Below are 23,226 nucleotides of genomic sequence, written 5' to 3'. Positions count from 1 at the left end.
GCACGCGCCCACTCGATGCAGTGATGACGGCGTACTGCGTCGATCGGTCCGGCAGGCCGAGGACACGACTACAGGCAGGGTGAGGCAGCTACATGAAACCGGTGGGTGGGCAGTGGCGCGGCGAGGTCCGGGGGACGATGCCGGCATGACGCGTCCGGCACGAGTTCGCCCCACCCGCATCCGGCGTCCGCGGGTCACCACCCTGCCGCAACTGCTGGCCACCGCCGTCGAGGCGAATCCGGGTGGCATCGCGGTCACCTTCGCCGACGCCACCACGACGCTCGGCACCCTCACCTATGCCGAGTTGGACGAACGCTCCACCAGACTGGCGCATCTGCTGATCGCGCGCGGGATCGGTCCGGAGGACCTGGTCGCGGTCGGGATTCCGCGGTCGCTGGAGTCGGTGGTCGCGGTCTGGGCGGTCGCCAAGACCGGGGCCGGTTTCGTTCCGGTCGACCCGAATTATCCTGCCGACCGGGTCGAGCACATGGTCACCGATTCCGGTGCGGTCTTCGGTCTCGCCGTCGCGGCGGTCCGCGATGATCTGCCGGATCGGGTCGAATGGCTGCTGATCGACACCGCCGAGACGGCTCGGACGCTGGAGAGCTACCCGGTCGACCCGGTCACCTACACCGACCGGGTGCGGCCGCTGCGCGCCGAACATCCGGCCTACGTCATCTATACCTCGGGGTCGACAGGTAAGCCGAAGGGCGTGGTCGTCACCCAGGCCGGGCTGTCGAGTTTCTGCGATGAGCAGCGCGAGCGCTATCGGGTGACATCCGAGTCGCGCACCCTGCACTTCGCCTCCCCGTCGTTCGACGCGTCGGTACTCGAACTGCTACTGGCGCTGGGTGGCCCGGCCACCATGGTGGTGGTCGCGCCAACGGTCTACGGCGGTGACGAACTGGCTGCCCTGTTGCGTCGCGAAGGCGTGACGCACGCGTTCATCACTCCGGCCGCGCTGGCATCGGTGGATCCTGCCGGTGTGGACGAGCTGCGTGTGGTCGTCGCCGGTGGTGAGGCCTGTCCGCCGGAGCTGGTGCGGCGCTGGGTTCTGCCCATCTCCGACGGGCGGACCAGGGAGTTCTTCAACGGTTACGGTCCCACCGAAACCACCATCATGACCAATATCAGCGCGCCGCTGGTGCCGGGCGAACCGGTGACCATCGGCGGGCCGATCCGCGCCATCACCGAGCATGTGCTCGACGAGCGCCTTGCCCCCGTCCCGGACGGTGTCGTCGGTGAGCTCTACATCGCGGGCGCCCAGGTGGCGCGCGGCTACCACGACCGGCCCTCGTTGACGGCGGCTCGTTTCGTCGCCAACCCCTTCGATCCGAGCGGCGCCCGGCTCTACCGCACCGGCGACCTGGTGCGGGTCACGCCGGAGGGCACGCTGGAGTACCTGGGTCGCAACGATTTCCAGGTCAAGATCCGCGGCTTCCGGATCGAACTGGGCGAGATCGACGCGGTACTGGCCACGCATGAGACCGTCGATTTCGCTGTGACGATCGGGCATCGGCTCGACAGCGGCGCCACGATCCTGGCCGCCTACGTGCACGCTGCGCCGGGTGCTGTCATCGATACCGCGGCGCTCGATGTGTTCGCCGAACGCAGTCTGCCCGCACATATGGTGCCCACCGCGATCACCGTGCTCGACGAGATCCCGTTGACCCCGGTCGGCAAACTGGACCGGCGTGCGCTGCCGGAACCGCAGTTGCAGACCAGGGTGTTCCGCGCGCCGTCCGGGCCGTTGGAGCAGGCCGTCGCCGAGGTCTTCGACGAACTGCTCGGCACCGGTGAACCGGTCGGTGCCGACGACGACTTCTTCGAACTCGGCGGCAACTCGCTCATCGCCACCCGGGTAGCCGCACGCCTCGGTGAGGCGGTGGGTGCAAGGGTGCCCGCCCGGCTGATCTTCGAATCGCCGACGGTGGCGGGCCTGGCCAAGAAGCTCGAGCCGTTGAAGGGTGCGGGCGGACGCCGGGCGTTGACCCCGATGCCGCGCCCGGATCACATTCCGCTGTCGCTGGCGCAGCAGCGCATGTGGTTCCTGAACCAGTTCGATCCCGCCTCGGCGGCCAACAACATCCCGTTCGCGGTGCGGCTGAGTGGCATGCTCGATGTGGCTGCCCTCCAGGCCGCGGTCACCGACGTCATCGAACGTCACGAAACGCTGCGCACGGTGTACCCGGCCATCGACGGCACCGGCTACCAGGTGGTCGTGCCCGCGGCCGAAGTGGTGCCGGATCTGGCGGCCAAGCCGGTTGCGGAGGCCGAACTGCCCGACTGGCTCGGACAACTCGCGCTGACCGGATTCGATGTGGCGGCCGAGGTGCCGTTGCGGATAGCGCTGGCGGAGGTCGGGCAAGGACAGCACGTCATCGCCGTGGTGGTGCACCATATCGCCGCCGACGGCGCCTCGGTCGCGCCGTTCATGCGGGATCTGCTGTCGGCGTTCCTGTCTCGTCGCAATGGTGCACGGCCGTCCTGGGCCCCGCTGGCGGTGCAGTACGCCGATTACACGCTGTGGCAGCGCGAGGTGCTCGGATCCGAGGACGATCCGGACTCGCCCGCCGCCACCCAGATCCGTTTCTGGCGCGACGCGCTCGCCGGGGTCCCCGATCGGATCGAACTGCCCGCCGACCGGCCACGGCCCACGATCGCCTCCGGACGCGGCGCGGTCTACGACTTCGACATCGACGCGCAGACCCATGCGCGCCTGGCCGAGATCGCCCAGCACACCGGTGCCTCGGAGTTCATGGTCGTGCACGCCGCCTTCGCGGTGCTGCTGGCGCGGCTGGCCGCCACCGACGACGTCACCATCGGCACGCCGGTCGCTGGCCGCGGCGAACGCGAACTCGACGCGCTCATCGGCATGTTCGTCAACACGCTGGTGCTGCGCACCCCGATCGACACCGGTTCCTCGTTCACGGCGCTACTCGAGACCGTGAAGGACACCGATCTGGCGGCCTTCGCCCATGCCGAACTGCCCTTCGAGCGGCTGGTCGAGGTGCTCGATCCGGTGCGTTCGCAGGCACACCATCCGCTGTTCCAGGTGGCGCTGTTCTTCCAGAACATGAATGCGCCGCGACTGGAACTGCCCGGACTGGCCGCCGAGGGCGTCGAATTCTCCGGTGCCGTCGCCAAATTCGATCTCCAGCTGACCATCGTGCCCCGCACCGCCGACGGCGCGCCCGCCGGGCTTTCGGCCCAGTTCACCTACGCCACCGACTTGTTCGACGAACCGACGGTGGCCGAGTTCGCTCAACGCTTCGCCCGGGTCCTGACCGGGGTCACCCATGATCCGCAGGCTCCGGTCGGCGAGATCGAGTTGCTGGGCGAGGCCGACCGGGACCGGATCCTCCGGGAGTGGAACGACACCCGTTTCCCGATCGGTCCCGAACTGCTGCTCGACGGCTACCGGCGCACGGTGGAACAGCGTCCCGATGCCGTGGCCGTGGTGTACGAGGACCAGGACCTGACCTACCGCGAGTTCGACGACCGGGTCAACCAGCTGGCCCGGCTGCTGATCACGCAGGGTGTCGGCGCGGAATCACTGGTGGGTCTGGCGGTGCGGCGTTCGCTGGATCTCGTGGTCGGCATGTACGCCATCGTCACCGCCGGTGGCGCGTACGTGCCGTTGGATCCGGATCATCCTGCCGAGCGGATCGCGCATATCCTCGATACCGCGCAGCCCGTCACCGTCGTCACGACCACGACCGACGGCCGGTCGCTGCCCGAGGGCACCCCGGCGCTGTACATCGATACCGCCGATCTCGACGGCTTCGACGCCACCCCGGTGCGCCCGCGGGAGCTGCTGCGCCCGGTGCGCCCGGATCATCCGGCCTACGTCATCTTCACCTCCGGGTCCACCGGCCGTCCCAAGGGCGTTGCCATCTCGCACGCCGCCATCCACAACCAGATCACCTGGATGCTCGCGGAGTACCCGCTCGGGTTCCACGACGTGTACCTGCAGAAGACCGCGACCACATTCGACGTGTCGCTGTGGGGCTATTTCATGCCGCTGCGGGCGGGCGCGCGGTTGATCGTCGCCACGCCGGACGGCCATCGCGATCCGGCCTATGTCGCCGAGACCATCGCGGCACACCGGGTGACGGTCACCGACTTCGTGCCCTCGATGTTGACCGTATTCGCGGCGCATACCGCACCCGGTTCCTGCCCGACGCTGCGTGAGGTGTTCGTCATCGGTGAGGCGCTGCCTCCCGAGACGGTCACCGCGTTGCGTGCGGTATCGAACGCCAACGTGCACAACCTGTACGGCCCCACCGAGGCCGCCGTCTCGGTCACCTTCTGGCCCGCCGCGGGATCGGTCGAGCGCAGCGTGCCGATCGGCCTGCCGCAGTGGAATACCCGGGTCTACGTGCTGGATGCGCGGCTGCGTCCGGTGCCTGCCGGTGTGGCCGGTGAGCTGTACCTCGGCGGCGATCAGCTGGCCCGCGGCTACGTGCGTCGGCCCGATCTGACCGCGGACCGGTTCGTGGCCAGTCCCTTCGGCAACGGCCAGCGCATGTATCGCACCGGTGATCTGTGTGTCTGGCGCGAAGCTACCAGCACCACCCCGCACCGCCTCGATTACCTGGGCCGCACCGACTTCCAGGTGAAGTTCCGTGGTCAGCGCATCGAACTCGGCGAGATCGAGACCGCGCTGCTCGCGCAGCCGTCGGTGAGCCAAGCCGTGACGCTGGTCGTGCCGACCGCGCTGGGCGACCAGTTGGTGGCCTACGCCGTGCCGGCCCCCGGTCACACCGTCGATCAGACCGTGCTGCTGGAAGCCGTCGCTGAGACACTGCCCGCCTACATGGTGCCCGCGACGATCGTCGCGCTCGATGCCTTCCCGTTGAACCCGAGCGGCAAGCTGGACCGAAAGGCCCTGCCGGAGCCGGTGTTCGAGATGCGCGCCTTCCGTGCGCCGTCCACTCCGGTGGAGGAGATCGTCGCCGGGGTGTTCGGTGAAGTGCTCGGGCTGACCCGGGTCGGCGCCGATGACGATTTCTTCGCGCTCGGCGGCAACTCGCTGGTCGCCACCCAGGTCGTCGCGCGACTCGGTGCGGCGGTCGGGGCGCGCATCCCGGTGCGCGCGCTGTTCGAGACCTCGACGGTCTCGGCACTGGCCGGTGCCATCGACTCGCAGACCCACACCGAGGACCGCCTCGCCCTGGGCAGCATCCCGCGCCCGCCGCAGCTGCCGTTGTCGCTGGCGCAGCGGCGCATGTGGTTCCTCAACCGCTTCGATCAGGGCGAGGGAGCCGCCGCGGCAGCGGGTTCGGCGGCCTATAACCTGCCGTTCGCGTTGCGCCTGACCGGTTCGCTCGATAGCGCGGCCCTCGGCGCCGCTCTCAACGATGTGGTCGCCCGGCACGAGGTGCTGCGCACGGTGTATCCCGAGACGCCGCAGGGGCCGGTGCAGGTCGTGCTGCCCGCCGCTCAGGTCGGCCTCGATGTGGCGGTGCGCAAGCTCGCACAGGTCGATGTCACCGGCGCGGTGTACGCGCTGGCGGCACAGCCGTTCGATGTGACCGAGGAAGTCCCGGTCCGGGTGCGGCTGATCGAGATCTCCGATATCGCAGCAGGTTCCGCGCCGGAGTATGTGCTCGCGGTCGTTGTGCATCACATCGCGGGCGACGCGTCGTCGATGGGTCCGCTGGTCCGGGACGTGATGGTGGCCTACGCGGCGCGTGTCGCCGGTGAGGTGCCGTCCTGGGCTCCGTTGCGGGTCCAGTACGCGGATTACGCACTGTGGCAGCACGCGGTCCTCGGCGACGAATCCGATCCGGAATCGGTGGCCGCACGCCAGATCACCTTCTGGCGTGACCAGCTCGCCGATCTGCCGGATGTGCTGGAGCTGCCCGCCGACCGGCCGCGGCCCGCCGTCGCTTCGATGGCCGGTGGACGGGTCGATGTGTCGATCGACGCGGACACCCATGCCGGTCTTGTTGGCCTGGCGCGCAGCCATAACGCCACGCTGTTCATGGTCGTGCACACCGCGTTCGCCGTGTTGTTGTCGCGCCTGTCGGGGTCGGGCGATATCGCTGTCGGTACGCCGGTGGCCGGTCGCGGTGAGCGTGAACTCGACGATGTGATCGGCATGTTCGTGAACACCGTCGTATTCCGCACCCTGGTCGACGCCGGTGAATCGTTCCAGGACCTGCTTGCCCGTCAGCGTGAGGTCGACCTACAGGCCTTCGCACACGCCGACGTGCCGTTCGAACGTCTGGTGGAGGTGCTGAACCCGCCGCGTTCGACCGCCCGTCATCCGCTGTTCCAGGTCGGGCTCTCCTTCCAGAACGTGGCGCGTGCCGCGCTGGAACTGCCGGGTCTGAGCGTCAGCGGTGTGGATGCCGATCTGGCTGTGTCGCAGTTCGACCTGCATCTGATCGTCTCCGATGTCTACGACGAGTCCGGTGCGCCCACGGGCATCGCTGGCTTCTTCACCTACGCCACCGACCTTTTCGATGCCGACACCGTGCGCGTGTTCGGTGAGCGGCTCTCGCGCCTCTTGACGGCCGTGGTGGCCGACGCGACCGCACCGGTCGGTGATATCGACATCCTCGCCGCCACCGAACGCGCCGATGTTCTGACCGCCTGGAACGACACCGGCCGGGCGCTGCCCGACGCGGACCGCACGACCCTGGTGACGCTGCTCGACAGCACCGTCGCCGCCACCCCCGACGCAGTCGCGATCGTCGCCGACCAGGACGGCGAGCGGGTCGAGGTTACCTATGCCGACCTCGACGCCCGGGTCAACCGCCTGGCCAGGCACCTGCTGGCGCTCGGCGTCGGCCCCGAATCCCGGGTCGCCCTCGCCCTGCGCAGGTCACCGGAACTGGTGATCGCCATGTACGCGGTGGCAAGGGCCGGTGGCGCCTATGTGCCGCTGGACCCGGATCAGCCGGGCGATCGCACCGGTTACATCCTCGACATCGCGCGACCGGTCTGTGTATTGACCGACGCCGCCACCGGTTTCACCACGTCCGAAGCGCTGCTGGTGCACCTGGAAGACGTCGATCCGGCGACCTCAACGGCACCCATCGCCGATATCGAACGCGTCGCGCCGATCCGCCCCGGCCATACCGCCTACGTCATCTTCACCTCCGGATCGACCGGACGGCCGAAGGGTGTGGCAGTCCCGCACGGTGCGATCGTCAACCAATTGCAGTGGAAGACCGCCGAATTCGATCTCGGCGCCGATGACGCCGTGCTGCTGAAGACGGCCGCGACCTTCGACCTGTCGGTATGGGAGTTCTGGTCGGCTGCCGTCAGCGGCGGCAGGCTCGTCATCGCCGCACCCGACGGCCATCGCGACCCCGCCTATCTGCACGACCTGATGGCGCGCGAACAGGTCACCACGCTGCATGTGGTGCCGTCCATGCTGGACGCGCTGCTGGTCACCGCCGCCACCGCCCCGCGGGCACTGCGGCGGGTCCTGGCGATCGGTGAGGCGCTGCCCGCCGGTCCGGCCCAGCGTTTCCGGGCCGCGAATCCCACGGTGGCGCTGTACAACCTGTACGGCCCGACCGAGGCCGCGGTGTCGATCACCAGCCACCTCGTCACCGACGCCGACCGCGCAACGGTTCCGATCGGTGGTCCGGAGTGGAACAGCCGCGCCTACGTCCTCGATGCGCGATTGCGTCCGGTACCCGCGGGTGTGCCCGGTGAGTTGTACCTGGCCGGTGCGCAGCTGGCGCGCGGCTACTTCGGTCGGCCCGACCTGACCGCCGACCGATTCGTCGCCGACCCGTTCGGTGCCGGCGAGCGCATGTACCGCACCGGCGACCTGGTGGTCTGGAACGGTGCAGGCGAGCTGGAGTACCGGGGCCGCACCGACTTCCAGGTGAAGATCCGCGGTTTCCGGATCGAGCTCGGCGAGATCGAGTCGGCGCTGCTGGCGATGCGGGAGATCGCGCAGACCGCGGTGCTGGCTACCTCGGATCCGCACACCGGTGACCGGCTCGTCGCGTATGTGGTGCCTGCCGCACGTGCCGCCCGGGTGGACGAGGTCGGACTGGAACGACGCGCCGACCGCGCGGCATTCGATCTGCCTCAGGTGCTTGCCGGGCTCACCATGGCGCTTCCGTCGTACATGGTGCCGTCGGCATTCGTGGTGCTTGATGCGCTGCCGCTCAACGTCAACGGCAAGCTCGATCGCAAGGCGCTGCCGGAGCCGGAGTTCGAGGCCCGCGAATTCCGTGCACCGTCGACCCCGGTCGAGGAGATCGTGGCCGCGGTGTTCGGCGAGGTCCTCGGCGTCGACCAGGTCGGTGCCGACGACGACTTCTTCGCGCTCGGCGGCAACTCGCTGCTGGCGACTCAGGTCGCCGCCCGCATCGGTGCGGCGCTCGAGACCCGGGTCCCGGTGCGTGCGCTGTTCGAGGCCGCCACGGTCGCGGGTCTCGCGGTGAAGGTCGAGCACACCGCCACCGACACCGTCCGCGTTCCGCTGCTCGCCCGGCCACGGCCGGACCGGATTCCGCTGTCGTTCGCCCAGCAGCGGATGTGGTTCCTCAACCAGTTCGACACGGCCGCCGCGGTCTACAACATTCCGGCCGCCATCCGGCTCTCCGGCGACCTCGATGTGGTGGCGCTTGGGCAGGCCGTCGGCGATATCGTCGCCAGGCACGAAATCCTGCGCACCATCTACCCGAACACCCCCGATGGCCCGGTCCAGCAGGTGCTGGCGCCGGGGGAGGTGCCGATCGACCTGACGCCCGCGCAGATCGGCGAGGAGCGTGTCGGGCACGAGGTGGCTCGTGTGGTCGGCGCCGGATTCGACGTCACCGCCGAGGTGCCGTTCCGCACCAGGCTCTTCCAGCTCGCAGGCAGCGAGTACGTGCTGGTGTTCGTGGCACACCACATCAGCGCCGACGGCTGGTCCATGGGCCCGCTGACCCGCGATCTGATGCTCGCCTACGCCGCCCGCAGCGGCGGCAACGAGCCGAGCTTGACACCGCTGCCGGTGCAGTATGCCGATTACGCGCTGTGGCAGCGCGAGGTGCTCGGCGAGGAAACCGATCCGGGATCGGTCGCAGGCGCCCAGCTCGACTACTGGACCGAGGAACTGGCCGACCTGCCCGACGAGCTGAACCTGCCGTCGGACCGGCCACGCCCGCCGGCCCAGAGCTTCGCGGGTGGCAAGAGCGAATTCGTCGTCCCCGCCGATGTGCACGCAGCGCTGACCGAGCTGGCCCGCACCAACAACGCCACCCTGTTCATGGTGGTGCACACCGCGCTGACGGTGTTCCTGGCCCGCATGTCCGGAACCGATGACATTGCCGTCGGCACCCCGATCGCCGGCCGCGGTGAGGCCGAGCTCGACGATCTGATCGGCATGTTCGTCAACACCCTCGTGTTGCGCACCAGGGTGGCACCGGAGCTGACCTTCGACGAGCTGCTCGCAGCCAACCGTGAAACCGATCTGCGCGCCTTCGCCAACGCCGACATCCCGTTCGAGCGCCTGGTCGAAGCCTTGGACCCGGAACGCTCGGCCGGACGGCATCCGCTGTTCCAGGTGGCGCTGTCGTTCGAGAACCTGGCCGCGAGCAGCTTCGAACTGCCCGGCCTCAGCTTCGCCGCCCTCGATCCGGCCGCTGACGCCGCCAAGTTCGATCTGCTGCTCACCGTGCGTGAGCAGCGCGACGAACACGGCGCCGAAGCGGGTATCGCCGCCGAATTCACCTACGCGCGTGACCTGTTCGACGAATCGACGGTGGCTGGCTTCGGCCACCGATTCCGCCGCGTGCTCGCCGCCGTCGCCCGCGACAGCGGCCGTGCCGTCGGCGATCTGGATATCCTCGACGATTCCGAACGCGTCGACCTGACGCACCGCGCCGGTGCGCCGGCCGAACCGGTGCGCACCCTGCCCGAGCTGATGGCCGACGCCGTCGCCGCCAACCCCACCGGCACCGCTGTCGTGGTTGGCGCGCGCTCCTTCGGCTACGCCGAACTCGATGCCGCCTCCACCCAGTTGGCCCGTGCGCTGATCGAGCGCGGGGCCGGACCTGATGTGCTGGTCGCGGTGGCACTGCGCCGCTCGGTGGAATCGGTGCTCGCGCTGTGGGCGGTGGCCAAGACCGGTGCCGCGCTGGTGCCGATCGACCCCACCTATCCGGCCGACCGCATCGCACACATGGTGCGCGATTCCGGTGCTGCGCTCGGTATCACGATGGAGGCCGAGCTCGGCGAGCTGCCGCCGATGACCGGTGGCGGCTGGATCCGAATGGATGACATCGGCTTCACCACCGACGTCGCCGGACGGTCCGTCGCACCGATCACCGCTGCCGATCGGCGCGGGCCGATCCGCGCCGCCAATGCCGCCTACGTCATCTACACCTCCGGCTCGACCGGTCTGCCCAAGGGCGTCGTGGTCACCCACGCGGGCCTGGCGAACTTCAGCGCCGAGCAGGTGCGGCGCTATCGGCTCGACACCTCCACCCGCGCACTGGCCTTCGCCTCACCGTCGTTCGACGCATCGATGCTTGAACTGCTGCTCGCACTCGGTTCGGCGGGAACCCTTGTGGTGGCGCCGCCGCTGATGTTCGGCGGTGACGAACTGGCCGAACTCATCCGCGCCGAGGGTGTCACGCACGCGTTCATCACCCCGTCGGTGCTGGCCTCGCTGGATTCGGCGGCGCTGTCCGGGATGCGCGGCATCGTCGCCGGTGGTGAAGCCGTCCCGGCCGACCTCGTCGCCAAATGGGGTGGCGCAGGAGACCGGGCCTTCCACAACGGATACGGCCCCACCGAGACCACCATCATGACCAATATCAGCGACCCGCTGCGTCCCGGCGATCCGGTGACCATCGGCGCACCGATCCGTGGCATGCGTTCGCTGGTGCTCGACGCGCGGTTGCGCCCGGTGCCGGAGGGCGTCGCAGGCGAGCTGTACCTTGGTGGTATTCAGCTGGCGCGTGGCTATCACGCGCGACCGGGCCTGACCTCGGCTCGGTTCGTTGCCGACCCCTATGGTGCGCCGGGCGAGCGGCTCTACCGCACCGGCGACGTGGTGCGCTGGCGCGGCGGCGAAGTGGAATATGTGGGCCGCAACGACTTCCAGGTGAAGGTGCGCGGGTTCCGGATCGAACTCGGTGAGATCGACAGCGCCCTGGTCGCACAGCCCGGCATCGATTTCGCGGTCACCATGGGACGCGAGACCGCCGCGGGAGCCACCATTCTGGTGTCCTATGTGCTGCCCGAGCGCGGCGTCACCCCCGACGTCGACGGGCTCACCGCGCAGCTCGGGCGGGTGCTGCCCGAATACATGGTGCCGACGGCGATCGTTGTACTCGACGAGATTCCGCTGACGCCGGTCGGCAAGCTCGACCGGCGCGCGCTGCCGGAGCCGGTACTCGAGACCCGCGCCTACCGCGCCCCACGCAGCGAGGCCGAACAGGTGATCGCCGAGGTCATCGGCGAGGTACTCGGTGTCGAACAGGTCGGCCTCGACGACGACTTCTTCGCCCTCGGTGGCGACAGCATCGTCTCCATCCAGGTGGTATCGCGGGCAAGGGCCAAGGGTGTCGGCTTCACCCCGCGCGATGTGTTCCAGTCCAGGACCGTCGAGGCGTTGGCCGCCGCTGCCACCGTCGCGGGGGCACCCGGCGACGAAGCGGGCGAACTGCCCGCCACCCCGACCGCGATCCGGCTGCTCGAACACACCGGCACCGGTGTCGAACCGCGCGCCATCGTGCTCGACGTGCCGAGCAACTGCCCGGCCGAGGATGTGGAGACCGCGGTCGGCGCCGTGCTCGACCAGCATCCGATGCTGTGGGTGCGCCTCGACCGCGCGGGCGCCGCGCCGCGGCTGCGTATTCCCGCCGTCGCCGATCGGGTCGATCGCCAGTTCAGCTGGCTCGACCCCGAACGGGGTGAGACCACCCTGCCCATCGATGACGTGGTCGGCGCGGCGATCGACGCGCTCGATCCCGAACAGGGTCGCAACATCCACTTCGTGGCCACCGGAACACCGGAGGCCTTCCGGCTGGTGGTCGTCGCCAACGCGCTGGTCGTCGACGATCTGTCCTGGCGGACCATCATCGACCAGCTGACCGCCGCCTGGAACCGTGGCAGGCACGCCGCCCCGGCCGCGCCGGAATCCGGTCTCGGCGCGCTCATCCGGGCGCTGGCCGATCGGGCGACCTCGCCGGCCATGGCCGAGGAAGCCCAGTGGTGGCAGCAGAAGTTGGCCGCCGCCACCCGCGACGATCTGCCGACCGGTGCCGCTGATCTGCGTTCGCGGCGCCGCGTCTCGCTCACCATCACCGCCGAGGGCACCGAAGCCGTGGCGGCGGTTGCCGAGGCCTATCACGCGACCGTCGACGACGTGTTGCTCACCGCGGTCGCGCTGGCCCTGCACACCGCACAGCACGAAACCGTCACCCGCGCGGTGGGTTCGGTGATCCGGCTCGATGCCGATGGCCGCGCCATCGCCGATATCGATGCGAGCAATATCGTCGGTGGCTTCCGCACCGCCTATCCATTGCCGCTGCGGCTGGACGGCGTCGATGTGCCCGACGCCCTGGTCGGCGGCCGAGGTGCGGGCGCCGCGCTGGCCCAGGTCAAGGAACTGCACCGTGCGGTGCCGGGTCGCGGTGTCGGCTACGGTCTGCTCTGCTACCTGAACCCGGAGGCCGCCGCGGGCCTGCGTGATTTCGGCCGCGGCCGGTTCGCGTTGCGCTACCGCGACCTGCGCCCGGCTCGGGTGCACACCGATGTCCCCACCGACGATCTGCTGCTCGCGCTGACCGTCGACGCCACCGATGACGGTCTGCTGGCCCGATTCGATTACGCGGCAGCGGTATTCGCCGCCGACGAGGTGAAGACGTTCGCCGAGCACTGGATTCGGGCCCTCGGTGGCTTGGCCGAGCACGGGCTGCGTCCGGACGCGGGTGGGTTCAGTCCGTCGGACTTCCCGCTGGTCTCGCTGCGGCAGGACGATATCGATCGCTTCGCCCGCGACTACCCGCAGCTCACCGACGCCTGGCCGGTGACGCCGTTGCAGTCGGGCATGCTGTTCCACGCCCTGCTCGCCGACACGTCCGTCGACGTCTACACCACCCAGTTCGTCCTCGATCTCGGTGGCACCGTAGACCCGGCTCGCATGCAGGCCGCCGCCCAAGCGGTGCTGGATCGCCACGCCAACCTGCGGGTCGCCTTCGCCGACGACGCCGACGGGGCTCCGGTGCAGATCGTGCAGGACGGGATCGAGGTCCCGTGGCGGATGATCGATCTCTCGCATCTGGATCCGGCTACCGCGGTGGCCGAGGCCGAACGCATCACAGCCGCTGACCTGGCCGACCATTTCGATATGCGGTCCGCGCCGCTGCTGCGTTTCGCGCTGATCCGCACCAGCGCAGCGGGTATCGACGCCGAGAGCGCCTACCAGCTGCTGGTCACCAGCCATCACATCCTGATCGACGGCTGGTCCATGCCGCTGCTGATGAAGGATCTGCTCACCCTCTACGCCCTCGGCGGCAACTCGCGGCATCTGCCGCAGGTTCCGCCATACCGGGACTACCTGTCCTGGCTGGTCGCCCAGGACGCCGAGGCCGCACGGCAGGCGTGGCGCACCGCGCTGGCAGGTATCACCGAGCCGACGCCGCTGGCGCCGGTGGATCCGGGCCGGGAGATCTCGGCCGGTGTCGGCGAGGTCGGATTCGAACTGTCCCAGGCCGATACGACCGCACTGACCCGTCTGGCCGCCCATCTCGGCGTCACCGTGAACACGGTGGTCCAGGCGGCCTGGGGTCTGCTCATCGGGCGCAGCGTCGACCGCGACGACGTCGTGTTCGGCGCGACAGTGTCGGGCCGCCCGCCGCAGCTGGACGGTGTGGAAGCCATGGTCGGGCTGTTCCTCAATGCCATCCCCGTGCGGGTCCGGCTCGGCGCCACCGACACTCTCGGCGGGCTGCTGCGGCAGTTGCAGGCCGAACAGGCCGATCTGCTCGACTACCACTACCTGGGCCTCAGCGATATCCAGGATGCCGTGGGTGTGGAGGGGCTGTTCGATTCGCTTGTCGTGTTCGAGTCCTTCCCGGTCGACCGCGAAGGGCTGGCCGAGGCCAGTGCCATCGACGGTATGAACATCACCGGCGTCGGCGCCGTGAACGGCACGCACTATCCCGTGACGGTCATGGTGGTGCTCGACCATCAGCTGCGGGTGTCGGTGAAATACCTGCGCGACCTGTTCGACACCGACGCCGCCGATGCGCTCTCGCAGCGGCTAGAGGCACTGATCGGCCGGTTCGTCACCGATCCACAGGCCAGGGTCGCCGATATCGACGCGTTGCTGCCCGCCGAGGCTGCCGAACTGGCCGCGCGCAACGCCACCGACGTGCCGGAGCTGCTCGACGATGCGACGCTGATGTCGCTGTTCGACGCCCAGGTGGCCCGCACACCGGATGCGCCCGCCGTCCGCTATGGAGCGAGGTTGCTCAGCTACCGCGAGCTCGACGCCCGCTCCCGCGCGCTGGCCGCCGAGCTGGCCAACTTCGGCGTCGGGCCGGGCACGCTGGTCGGCGTGGCCATGCGGCGCGGTATCGACCTGGTGGTCTCGATCTACGCGGCACTGCGCGCGGGCGCGGGCTATGTGCCGATCGATCCGGATCATCCGGCCGAGCGCAGTGAATACGTGCTCTCCGGCGCCACACCGATCTGCGTACTCACCACCACCGCCGAGGGGTTCACCACCGGCACCGGGGTTCCGGTGATCGCCGTGGACACGCTGTACCTGGCGCCCGCCAACGGCTTCAGCCGCGCCACTGTGCGACCCGACGACATCGCCTATGTCATCTACACCTCCGGATCCACCGGACGCCCCAAGGGTGTGATGATCACGCACCGGCAGATGGCCAACCAGTTCCGTTGGGCGCAGCGCACCTATCCACACGACAGCACCGATGTGGTGCTGCACAAGACGCCGATCACCTTCGACATCTCCACCTGGGAGCTGTTCTGGCCGCTGCACACCGGTGCGGCCATCGTGATCGCCGAACCCGACGGTCACCGCGATCCGGCCTACCTGGCCCGGACCATCGCCGAATATTCCGTCACCACGGTGCATTTCGTGCCGTCGATGCTCGACGCGTTCCTCGACCCGGTGGCCAGCGGAGCCACCGCGGCCGATTACCCGTCGCTGCGCCGGGTGTTCGCCGCTGGTGAGGCGCTGTCCGGCGAGACCGCCGCGACGTTCCGTGCGGCACTGCCAGGCACCGAGCTGGTCAACTGGTACGGGCCAGCGGAAGCCACCGTCGTCACCGACCACCCGGTCACCGACACCTCGGTCACCGCCATCCCGATCGGCACTCCGGTGGCCAATACCCGGGTGCTCGTGCTCGATCGCCAGCTGCGGCCGGTACCGCCGGGCGCGGCCGGTGAACTGTATGTCGCGGGTGTGCAGCTGGCCCGCGGCTACCACGATCGTCCGGCATTGACCGCAGAACGCTTCGTCGCGGGCGAGGGCGGGACCCGGCTCTACCGCACGGGCGACGTCGTCCGGTGGGCAGGTGAAGGTTCGGCTGCCGCGCTGGAGTACCTGGGCCGCAGCGACTTCCAGGTGAAGCTGCGCGGCCAGCGCGTGGAGCTCGGTGAGATCGAAACGGTGCTGCTCGCCGACGAATCGGTGCGCCACGCCGCGGTCTCGCTGGTTCGTGCCGCCACCGGCGACCGGCTGGTCGCCTACGTGGTGCCCGCGCCGGGCCGCACCGTGGACGAGCGCGAACTGCTCGCCCACACCCGTGCTGCCCTGCCGTCCTACATGGTGCCGTCGGCGATCGTGGTACTGGAGCGGATGCCGTTGAATGCCAGCGGCAAACTCGATCGCATGGCCCTTCCGGTGCCCGATGTGTCCGGGCGTCCGTTCCGCGCGCCGACGACGCCACTGGAACGCACCATCACGGAGGTGTTCGCCGAAGTTCTCGGTGCCGAACGGGTCGGCATGGACGACGACTTCTTCGACCTCGGTGGCAATTCGCTCACCGCGACCCGTGCGGTGAGCAGGTTGCGTACCCGCACCGGCGCCGAGATCCGGGTGCAGTGGTTCTTCACCGACTCCACCCCGGCCGACCTCGCGGCCAGGATCCTGGCGGTACTGGCCGGCGAGCACGACTACGACCTGGACTCCAATGCCGCACTCGGTGTGGTGCTGCCGATCCGGACCAGGGTGCCGCACGACACCGACGCGGCCGACCCGCTGTTCTGCATCCACCCGATGTACGGACTGTCCTGGTGTTACGCCGGCTTCGCCCGTTACCTGCCCGCTCGGTACCCGATCTACGGTCTGCAGTCGCCCGCCCTGTCGGAGGAGCGCTACCTGCCGCGCTCGCTGAACGAGATGGCGCGCCGGTACGCCGCGGAGATCCGCGCCGTGCAGCCCGAGGGGCCGTACCGGCTGCTCGGCTGGTCGTTGGGCGGGGTGATCGCGCACGCGGTCGCCACCGAACTCCAGGCCGCAGGCCACGAGGTCACGCTGCTGGCGATGCTGGACAGCCATCCGGCCATCGACGTCACCGATTTCCGCGCCGCCATCCGCGACGCACTGGCCGAACTCGGCATCGGTGACGCCCAGCTGCCCGACGGTGACATCCACGACCTGACCGAGGAGGCGCTGGCCGCGCTGCACGCCACCATCCCCCCGGATATGGCGGTCCTCACCCCGGAACGGGTGCGCCGGATCTACCGCAGCGCTGTCCGCTCGGCCGAGCTGATCGCCGAGCACCGGCCCGGGGTGTTCCGCGGCAGGCTGGACTACTTCAGCGCCGCCGGGCACGACACAGCGGCCCGCAACTGGGACGCCTATGTCGACGGCACCGTCACCGATCATCCGGTGCCGGCGGATCACGATCAGATGACATCACCGGAGGCGCTGGCCGAGATCGGTCCGGTGCTGGCCGACCGGCTGGATCCGGCCCGGACGGCGGGTCGATCATGATCAGATATGAGCGGTTCCGGCATGATGGTGGCAACGGTGTGGTAACGATGCCCCCTGTTGTCACGACTACATAGACCGTATGGTCGGGCGTGACGCGGCGGTGTCTGTCCCGGCCTGGAACCGGTATGCCCGCCGACAGCAGTCGTCATGGGAATGCCCGATGAAATCTCGAGAAGAAGCGAAGGTGCGAAATTGACACGTCGACTCACCCGGCGCGGCGGCACTCGTGCCGCGGCGATGATCGCGGCAACGGCAGTTCTCGCGGGAGTCATGTCCGGACTCGGCGCATCCCCGGCGGCGGCAGCTGACCCGATCATCGACAACAGGACGCTGCTCGGCGACCCCACCGCGCCCGACGGTTCCCGCATCGTCAAGGCCGAGTACAAGGACGACCGCAACATCCGGTTGCACGTCTACTCCGCCGCGATGGACAAGAACGTCCAGATCGACGTGCAGCGTCCGGCCGACGCCTCGGTGCCCCGCCCCACCCTGTACCTGCTCAACGGCGCGGGCGGCGGCGAGGACGATGCCTCGTGGCAGGTGAAGACCGACGCCCTCGAATTCTTGTCGGACAAGAACGTCAACGTCGTGCAGCCGGTCGGCGGTAAGTGGAGCTACTACACCGACTGGATCGCCGACGATCCGGTGCTCGGCCGCAACAAGTGGACGACCTTCTTCACCGAGGAGCTGCCCCCGCTGGTCGACGGTGCGCTCGGCACCAACGGCACGAACGCCATCGCCGGCCTGTCCACCTCCGGAACCACTGTGCTCGCGCTGCCCATCGCCAAGCCCGGCCTGTACAAGGCTGCCGCCGCCTACAGTGGTTGCGCCCAGACCAGTGACCCGGTCGGCTCGGAGTTCGTGAAGCTGACCGTCGAGACCTGGGGCGGCGGCGACACCATGAACATGTGGGGCCCGGCGGGCTCCGCGGAGTGGGTGAAGAACGACCCGTACGTCAATGCCGAGGGTCTGCGCGGCCTCGATCTCTACATCTCCACCGGCAACGGCCTGCCCGGCCAGTACGACACGCTGAACGGCCCCTACGCGCTGCCCGGCGCCTACGGTCTGGCCAACCAGATCGTCATCGGCGGCGTCATCGAGGCGGGCACCAACTACTGCACGAACAACTTGAAGGGCAAGCTCGACTCGCTCGGCATCCCGGCCACCTACAACTTCCGTAATTCCGGTTCCCACTCGTGGGGTTACTGGCGCGACGAGTTCCAGCGCTCCTGGCCGGTGCTGGCCAAGGGCCTCGGGATCTGATCCCTTCCGACGCACGACGGCCGCTCCGGTAACACCGGGGCGGCCGTCGCCGTTTCAGCAGTCCTAGACCCAGTTCTCGATCCAGTACCGCCACAGCACCGGCGCATACGCCTCCAGTGGCGGCACCGAGATCCCGCTACCGGCCAGCGCCGCGGTGGCGTGGCGGCAGTCGAACCAGCAGCTGAACTCACTGTGTTCGAGGATGTCGAGCGGAACGCCGACGCGGGGGAGTACCCGTTCGGCGCCGGGCAGGCGCAGCATCATGTCGAGGGTGCGTTTGGGCATGATTTCGACCAGATGGGGCGCGCCCGCTTCGTCGGCGAACAGGTTCAATGCCGCCACCGCGCCACGTCGGCGCGGATCGACCAGATGGTAGGTCTGCCCGCCCGGTCCGGGCAGGTGGGCGAGATGAGCCAGCGCCTTGGCGACGAAATCGACCGGAACCATATTGGTCTCGCCCAGCTTCGGTACCAGCACCGGCAGCAGTCGCGGCAGCTGTGCGGCCATGCGCAGCAGCCGGAAGAAGTAGTAGGGACCGTCGACCCGGTCGTTGACACCGGTCACCGAATGTCCGACCACGATCGAGGGCCGGTAGATGCGCCAGTTCAGCTCGGATTCGCGCACGATCCGCTCTGCCTCGACAGCGGCCCGCTGCGCCGGTGTGGCAGGCGCCTGGCCGATATCGAACATGTCCTCGGCGAACAGCCCTTCGAAGCGGCCCGCGACTTCGACCGTCGACAGATGATGCAGCGTCGAGGCGCGCAGATCGGCCGCCAGCTCGACGACATTGGCGGTACCGTTCGCCGCCTGCCGCCCGAGAACGTCCGGCGGGTGCCCGTCCTCGGTCCGGTACCGCTGCTCGTCGAAACCGACGGCCAGATGGAAGATGTGGTCGATGCGCCCGCGATGCTCGGCCAACCACATCGGGTCGATGCCGAGACACGGCGCACCGAGATCACCCGGCACCGGCCGCACCCGGTCGTCGGCCGACCATTCCCTGGCGCAGTATTCGAAGCGTGCGGCCGAATTCGGCCCCGGCCGCACGACTACATGGATGTCATCCGCACGTTTGAGTAGTTCGGGGATGAGGAACCGACCGATGAACCCAGTTGCCCCGGTAACCAGGTAAGTCATAGCAGGACAACATAGTCCCTGGTTTTCGGGGCCGGTACCTGCAGGTGCGGCTAGTCGGCGAAAACGGCCTTGCGCTTACCGAGCATGGCGGTCGCGCCCTCCAGGAAGTCCGCCGAACCCAGCAGCTCTACCTGGCCGGTCTTCTCCGCGTCCAGTACCTCGTCCAGCGCGCGCAGCGTCGCGATATTGAGTGCCTTCTTGGTGAGTTCGAGGGCGCGGCGCGGCCCGGTCGCGATCTTGTCGACCGCGGCCTCGACGACGCGGTCGAGTTCGTCGACCGGTAGCGCGGCGGTGAGCAGTCCCGCCGCTTTTGCCGCTGGAGCGGGCAGGCGCTTGCCCAGTAGCGCCATTTCGTTGGCGAGTGGCCGCCCGGCCGCCGCCGCGACCAAGGCGGCAGCGCCACCGTCGGGCATGAGGCCGATATTGATGAAGGCGAGCAGCAGATAGGAGTCCTCGGCCGCGTAGACGAGGTCGGCGGCCAGGGCGATGCCGACGCCGACTCCGGCGGCAGCGCCGCGGATACGGGTGATGACCGGCACCGGCGAGTCGACGATCGCGCGGACCAGGCGGTTCGCGGCGTCCATCGTCATCTCCGGGGTGATGCCGTTGGCGTCGGCGGCGAGATCAGCGCCGGTGCAGAAGTCGGTGCCGTCGCCGGTCAGCAGGACCACCCGTACGGCGGGGTCATCGGCTACGGCGAGGAAGGTATCGCCGAGGGCGACCATCGTCTGGTAGGAGATCGCGTTCTTGCGGCCGGGGTTGCTGATGGTGACCCGGAGGACCCGGCCGTCCCGAACCGCGGTGAACCCGGCGGCCGAGGATGATGAATCGTGGCTGACCATTTCCGCTCCCTGTAATGCGATTCGGCGGACACCGACCGTGAATCGTGGTTAACTTTGCGAATTGTGGTTAACTTAGGATGATTTGTCCGGCGCTGTCAACCGGTGGCGCCGCCGCAGAACGGAGAGCAACATGGTCGCCGATCGCAGCGAGGTCGACCTCGTGCGCACGCGGCCGGCGGGCGGTCGCACCGTGCGCCGCAGGCCAAAGGATCGCAAGGTCCAGATCATCCGGGCGGCGGCTCGTGCCTTCAGCGAGCGTGGGTACTACCCGGTCGGGGTGGACGAGATCGCCGCCGAGGTCGGCATCTCCGGTCCGGCGTTGTACCGCCATTTCGCCAACAAGTACGCGCTGCTGGTCGCCGCCGCCGAGGAGGGTGCGCGCCAGCTGCTCGACGTCGCCACCGCCGCCGACGATCCCGCACTCGACCCGGCCGATCGCCTCGACACGCTGATCCGCGCCGTCGCCGATCACACCATCGACATCCGGCGGGAGGCGGGCCTGTACCGCTGGGAGCGGCGGTATCTGGAGAAAGAAGACCGCACCAGGATCAAGAAGCTCTACGACGGCCTCAACGCGACCTTCGCCGCCCCGATCGCGCAACTGCGTCCGGACGCCGCGCCGGAGGACGTCGCCCTGCTCGCCGCTGGCGTGCTCAGCACCGTCGGCAGCATCTCCGCCCATCGCACCGCGCTGTCCACGGCCCGGCTGCTGCCGCTGCTGCGGGACATGTCCACCGCGATCGTGCATGCCGAACTGCCGCCCGCGCCGAGCGCCGCCGATCCGGCGCAGCAGCCACGTGGCCTGCCGGTCACCTCCAAGCGTGAACAGCTGCTCACCGAGGCCATTCGGATCTTCGGCCGACAGGGCTACCACGAGGCGAGCATCGAGGAGATCGGCTCGGCCGTCGGGATCAATGCCTCCAGCGTCTACCGCTATTTCAGCAGCAAATCCGATCTGCTGGCGGCGGCCTTCCATCGCACCGGCGACCGGCTCGCCATCGCCATCAGCGAGGCGCTGGCGGAGGCGACCGGCCGCGCCGACGCCGTCGACCGCATAGCCGACCGGTACCTGCGGCTCAGTTTCGCGATGCCGGAGATCATGCCGGTCTATTACGCCGAGTTCAGCAACCTGCCGCAGGCCGAGCAGCACAAACTGCGCGCAATCCAGCGGCAGAACGTGCTCGAGTGGGCCAACCTGCTCGACGGCGACCCGATCGAGGCCCGCTTCCGGGTGCATGCGGCGATCGGCCAGGTCATCGATGTGGGCAGACTGGTCCGCTTCGACACGCGCACCGAGCACATCGCCAGGGTGCACGCGCTGATGATGGCGGTCATGCTCGGCCCGTCGCGCTGAGCCTTACCGAGGCGACGTCGCTGGGCGCTGGTGCCCGGCGACGATCAGGCCGGGGTCGGCGACGGCAGTGGAAAGCGGTGCCCCGTCCAGGAGTGCTCCGTGGTCGGCTGCGACGACACTTCAGCGCCCGTGCCGCAGCCGGAACATGGCCCGGGCCAGCCGGAGTTGACGCGGATTGCGCTCGAAAGTGACGAGCTTGAGCGGCGCCCGATATTTGGTGCGCGCGATGGCCAGGGTGCGGGTGAACTCCAGCAGACCGAGTTCGCCATGGCTGTGGCCCTGCCCGTACTCGCCGACCCCGCCGAACGGCAGCGCCGGAATCCCGGTACACGCGGTCGCGGAATTGACGGTCACCACGCCCACTCGCAAACGTTCGGCAAAGGATTCGACGCTGGCGATATCGCGAGTGAACACCGACACCGAGATCCCGCTGCCGACGGCGTTCACCCGGCGCACCGCCTCATCCATATCGGCGACCTTGTTCACCACCAGCACCGGGCCGATGGCCTCGCCGCTGACGACCAGGCTCTCCTCCGGCACGTCGGTCAGCACGATCGGCTCGACGTACGGTTCGCGAATCGAATCGAGCCCACCGACCACCGCGCGCCCGCCGCGCGCGAGGGCGTCGCGCACCTGCCTGCGGACCACATCGGTCTGCTCTTCCAGGATCATCGGGCCGTAGGAGGCGTGTTTGGCCGCACCGGGCCGCAATCGCCGCGCATGCTCGACCACGAGCTCGAGGAAATGGTCGTACACCGACTCCGCGACATAGGCGCGCTGCACACCGGCGGCGTTCTGGCCGGCATTGGCCATGGCGCCGAACACCGCGGCCTCGGCGGCGTCGTCGAGTCTCGCATCGACCTGCACCACCATGGCGCCTTTACCGCTGTACTCGACCACGACCGGCGTCAAGGTCTGGGCGCACATCTCGATCACCCTGCGGCCCTCGGCTTCCGGGCCCGCGTAGGCGATCTTGTCCACCCCCGACCGGCACAGCTCCGCGGTGGTGGTGCCGTCGCCGGTGATCGCCTGCAGCACCGGCTGATCGGGAGCCAGTTCCAACCAAGTCTGGGCCAGCCACACACCGACACCGGTGGTCAATTCATGCGGTTTGAACACCACAGCGTTGCCCGCGGCCATGGCGTAGGCAATGGAACCCATCGGCGTGAAGACCGGGTTGTGCCAGGCGCCGATCACGCCGACCACACCGAGCGGCAGATATCCGACCGACGCGCGCTGATTACGGGTCAGCCAGTTCGAATCGATGACGCGCCTGCCAAGGGCGCGCCCGGCGTTACGCGCGGCCCAGTCGAGGTTCTCGATGGCCAGCATCACCTCGATGGAGGCATCGGCCTCGGGTTTGCCGGTTTCCTCGCGAACGAGGTCGATCAGTTCTCCTGCGCGCCGGGAGATGCTGCGTTTCCAATCCAGCAGCCATCGCTTTCGGGCGCCGAAACTCAGCTGGGCCCACCACTTTTCGGCTGCGCGTGCCGCACGAACGGCGCGTTTCAGCTCGCTGGAACCCTGGACGGCATAGCTGCCGACCGTTTCCCCTGTGCGTGGGTCGTAGGACGTAAGCACGCTCGGTCGGCCCGATCCTCCCGAACGCGCCGCCACATGTGGCTGCGCGGACTCGGCCATGGACCCAAGAGTATGGGCGCGGTCACCGGCCGACAAGGTACCTCCGCTGC

The 23,226-nt window shown here is 68.9% G+C and carries 6 protein-coding genes; 3 read left to right on the top strand and 3 right to left on the bottom strand.

The genetic code is table 11. The annotated features are described in order from the left end of the window. Positions 1-145 precede the first annotated feature (145 nt). Positions 146-16,942 (top strand): non-ribosomal peptide synthetase, encoded by a 16,797-nt coding sequence (locus tag GV792_RS09600; RefSeq protein ID WP_163823690.1) that lies wholly within the window; start codon positions 146-148, stop codon positions 16,940-16,942. A gap of 237 nt (positions 16,943-17,179) precedes the next feature. Then, positions 17,180-18,205, top strand: coding sequence for an alpha/beta hydrolase (locus tag GV792_RS09595; RefSeq protein WP_163823802.1), 1,026 nt, complete (start codon positions 17,180-17,182; stop codon positions 18,203-18,205). 63 nt (positions 18,206-18,268) lie between these two features. Here the strand turns inward: GV792_RS09595 and GV792_RS09590 are convergent, their stop codons facing one another. Beyond that, positions 18,269-19,339: an SDR family oxidoreductase gene (locus GV792_RS09590; RefSeq protein WP_163823689.1), complete on the bottom strand. Its 1,071-nt coding sequence runs from the start codon at positions 19,337-19,339 to the stop codon at positions 18,269-18,271. 50 nt (positions 19,340-19,389) lie between these two features. After that, positions 19,390-20,181 carry an enoyl-CoA hydratase-related protein gene (locus GV792_RS09585; RefSeq protein ID WP_163823688.1) on the bottom strand — a complete coding sequence of 264 codons (792 nt, stop codon included), beginning with the start codon at positions 20,179-20,181 and terminating at the stop codon, positions 19,390-19,392. A gap of 130 nt (positions 20,182-20,311) precedes the next feature. Between GV792_RS09585 and GV792_RS09580 the strand changes: the two genes are divergently transcribed. After that, complete coding sequence (locus tag GV792_RS09580) at positions 20,312-21,535, top strand: TetR/AcrR family transcriptional regulator (RefSeq protein ID WP_163823687.1); 1,224 nt, start codon at positions 20,312-20,314, stop codon at positions 21,533-21,535. A 120-nt stretch (positions 21,536-21,655) separates the two neighbouring features. On the opposite strand, the gene GV792_RS09575 is transcribed toward GV792_RS09580, so the two are convergent. Further along, a complete protein-coding gene (locus GV792_RS09575; RefSeq protein WP_175582976.1) occupies positions 21,656-23,176 on the bottom strand; it encodes an aldehyde dehydrogenase family protein in 1,521 nt (506 codons plus the stop codon). Positions 23,177-23,226: the final 50 nt, after the last annotated feature.

Origin of the sequence: Nocardia cyriacigeorgica, assembly GCF_010868145.1 — a bacterium.
Classification (GTDB): Bacteria; Actinomycetota; Actinomycetes; order Mycobacteriales; family Mycobacteriaceae; genus Nocardia; species Nocardia cyriacigeorgica_D.
This window is presented reverse-complemented; position numbering and strand designations above follow the sequence as displayed.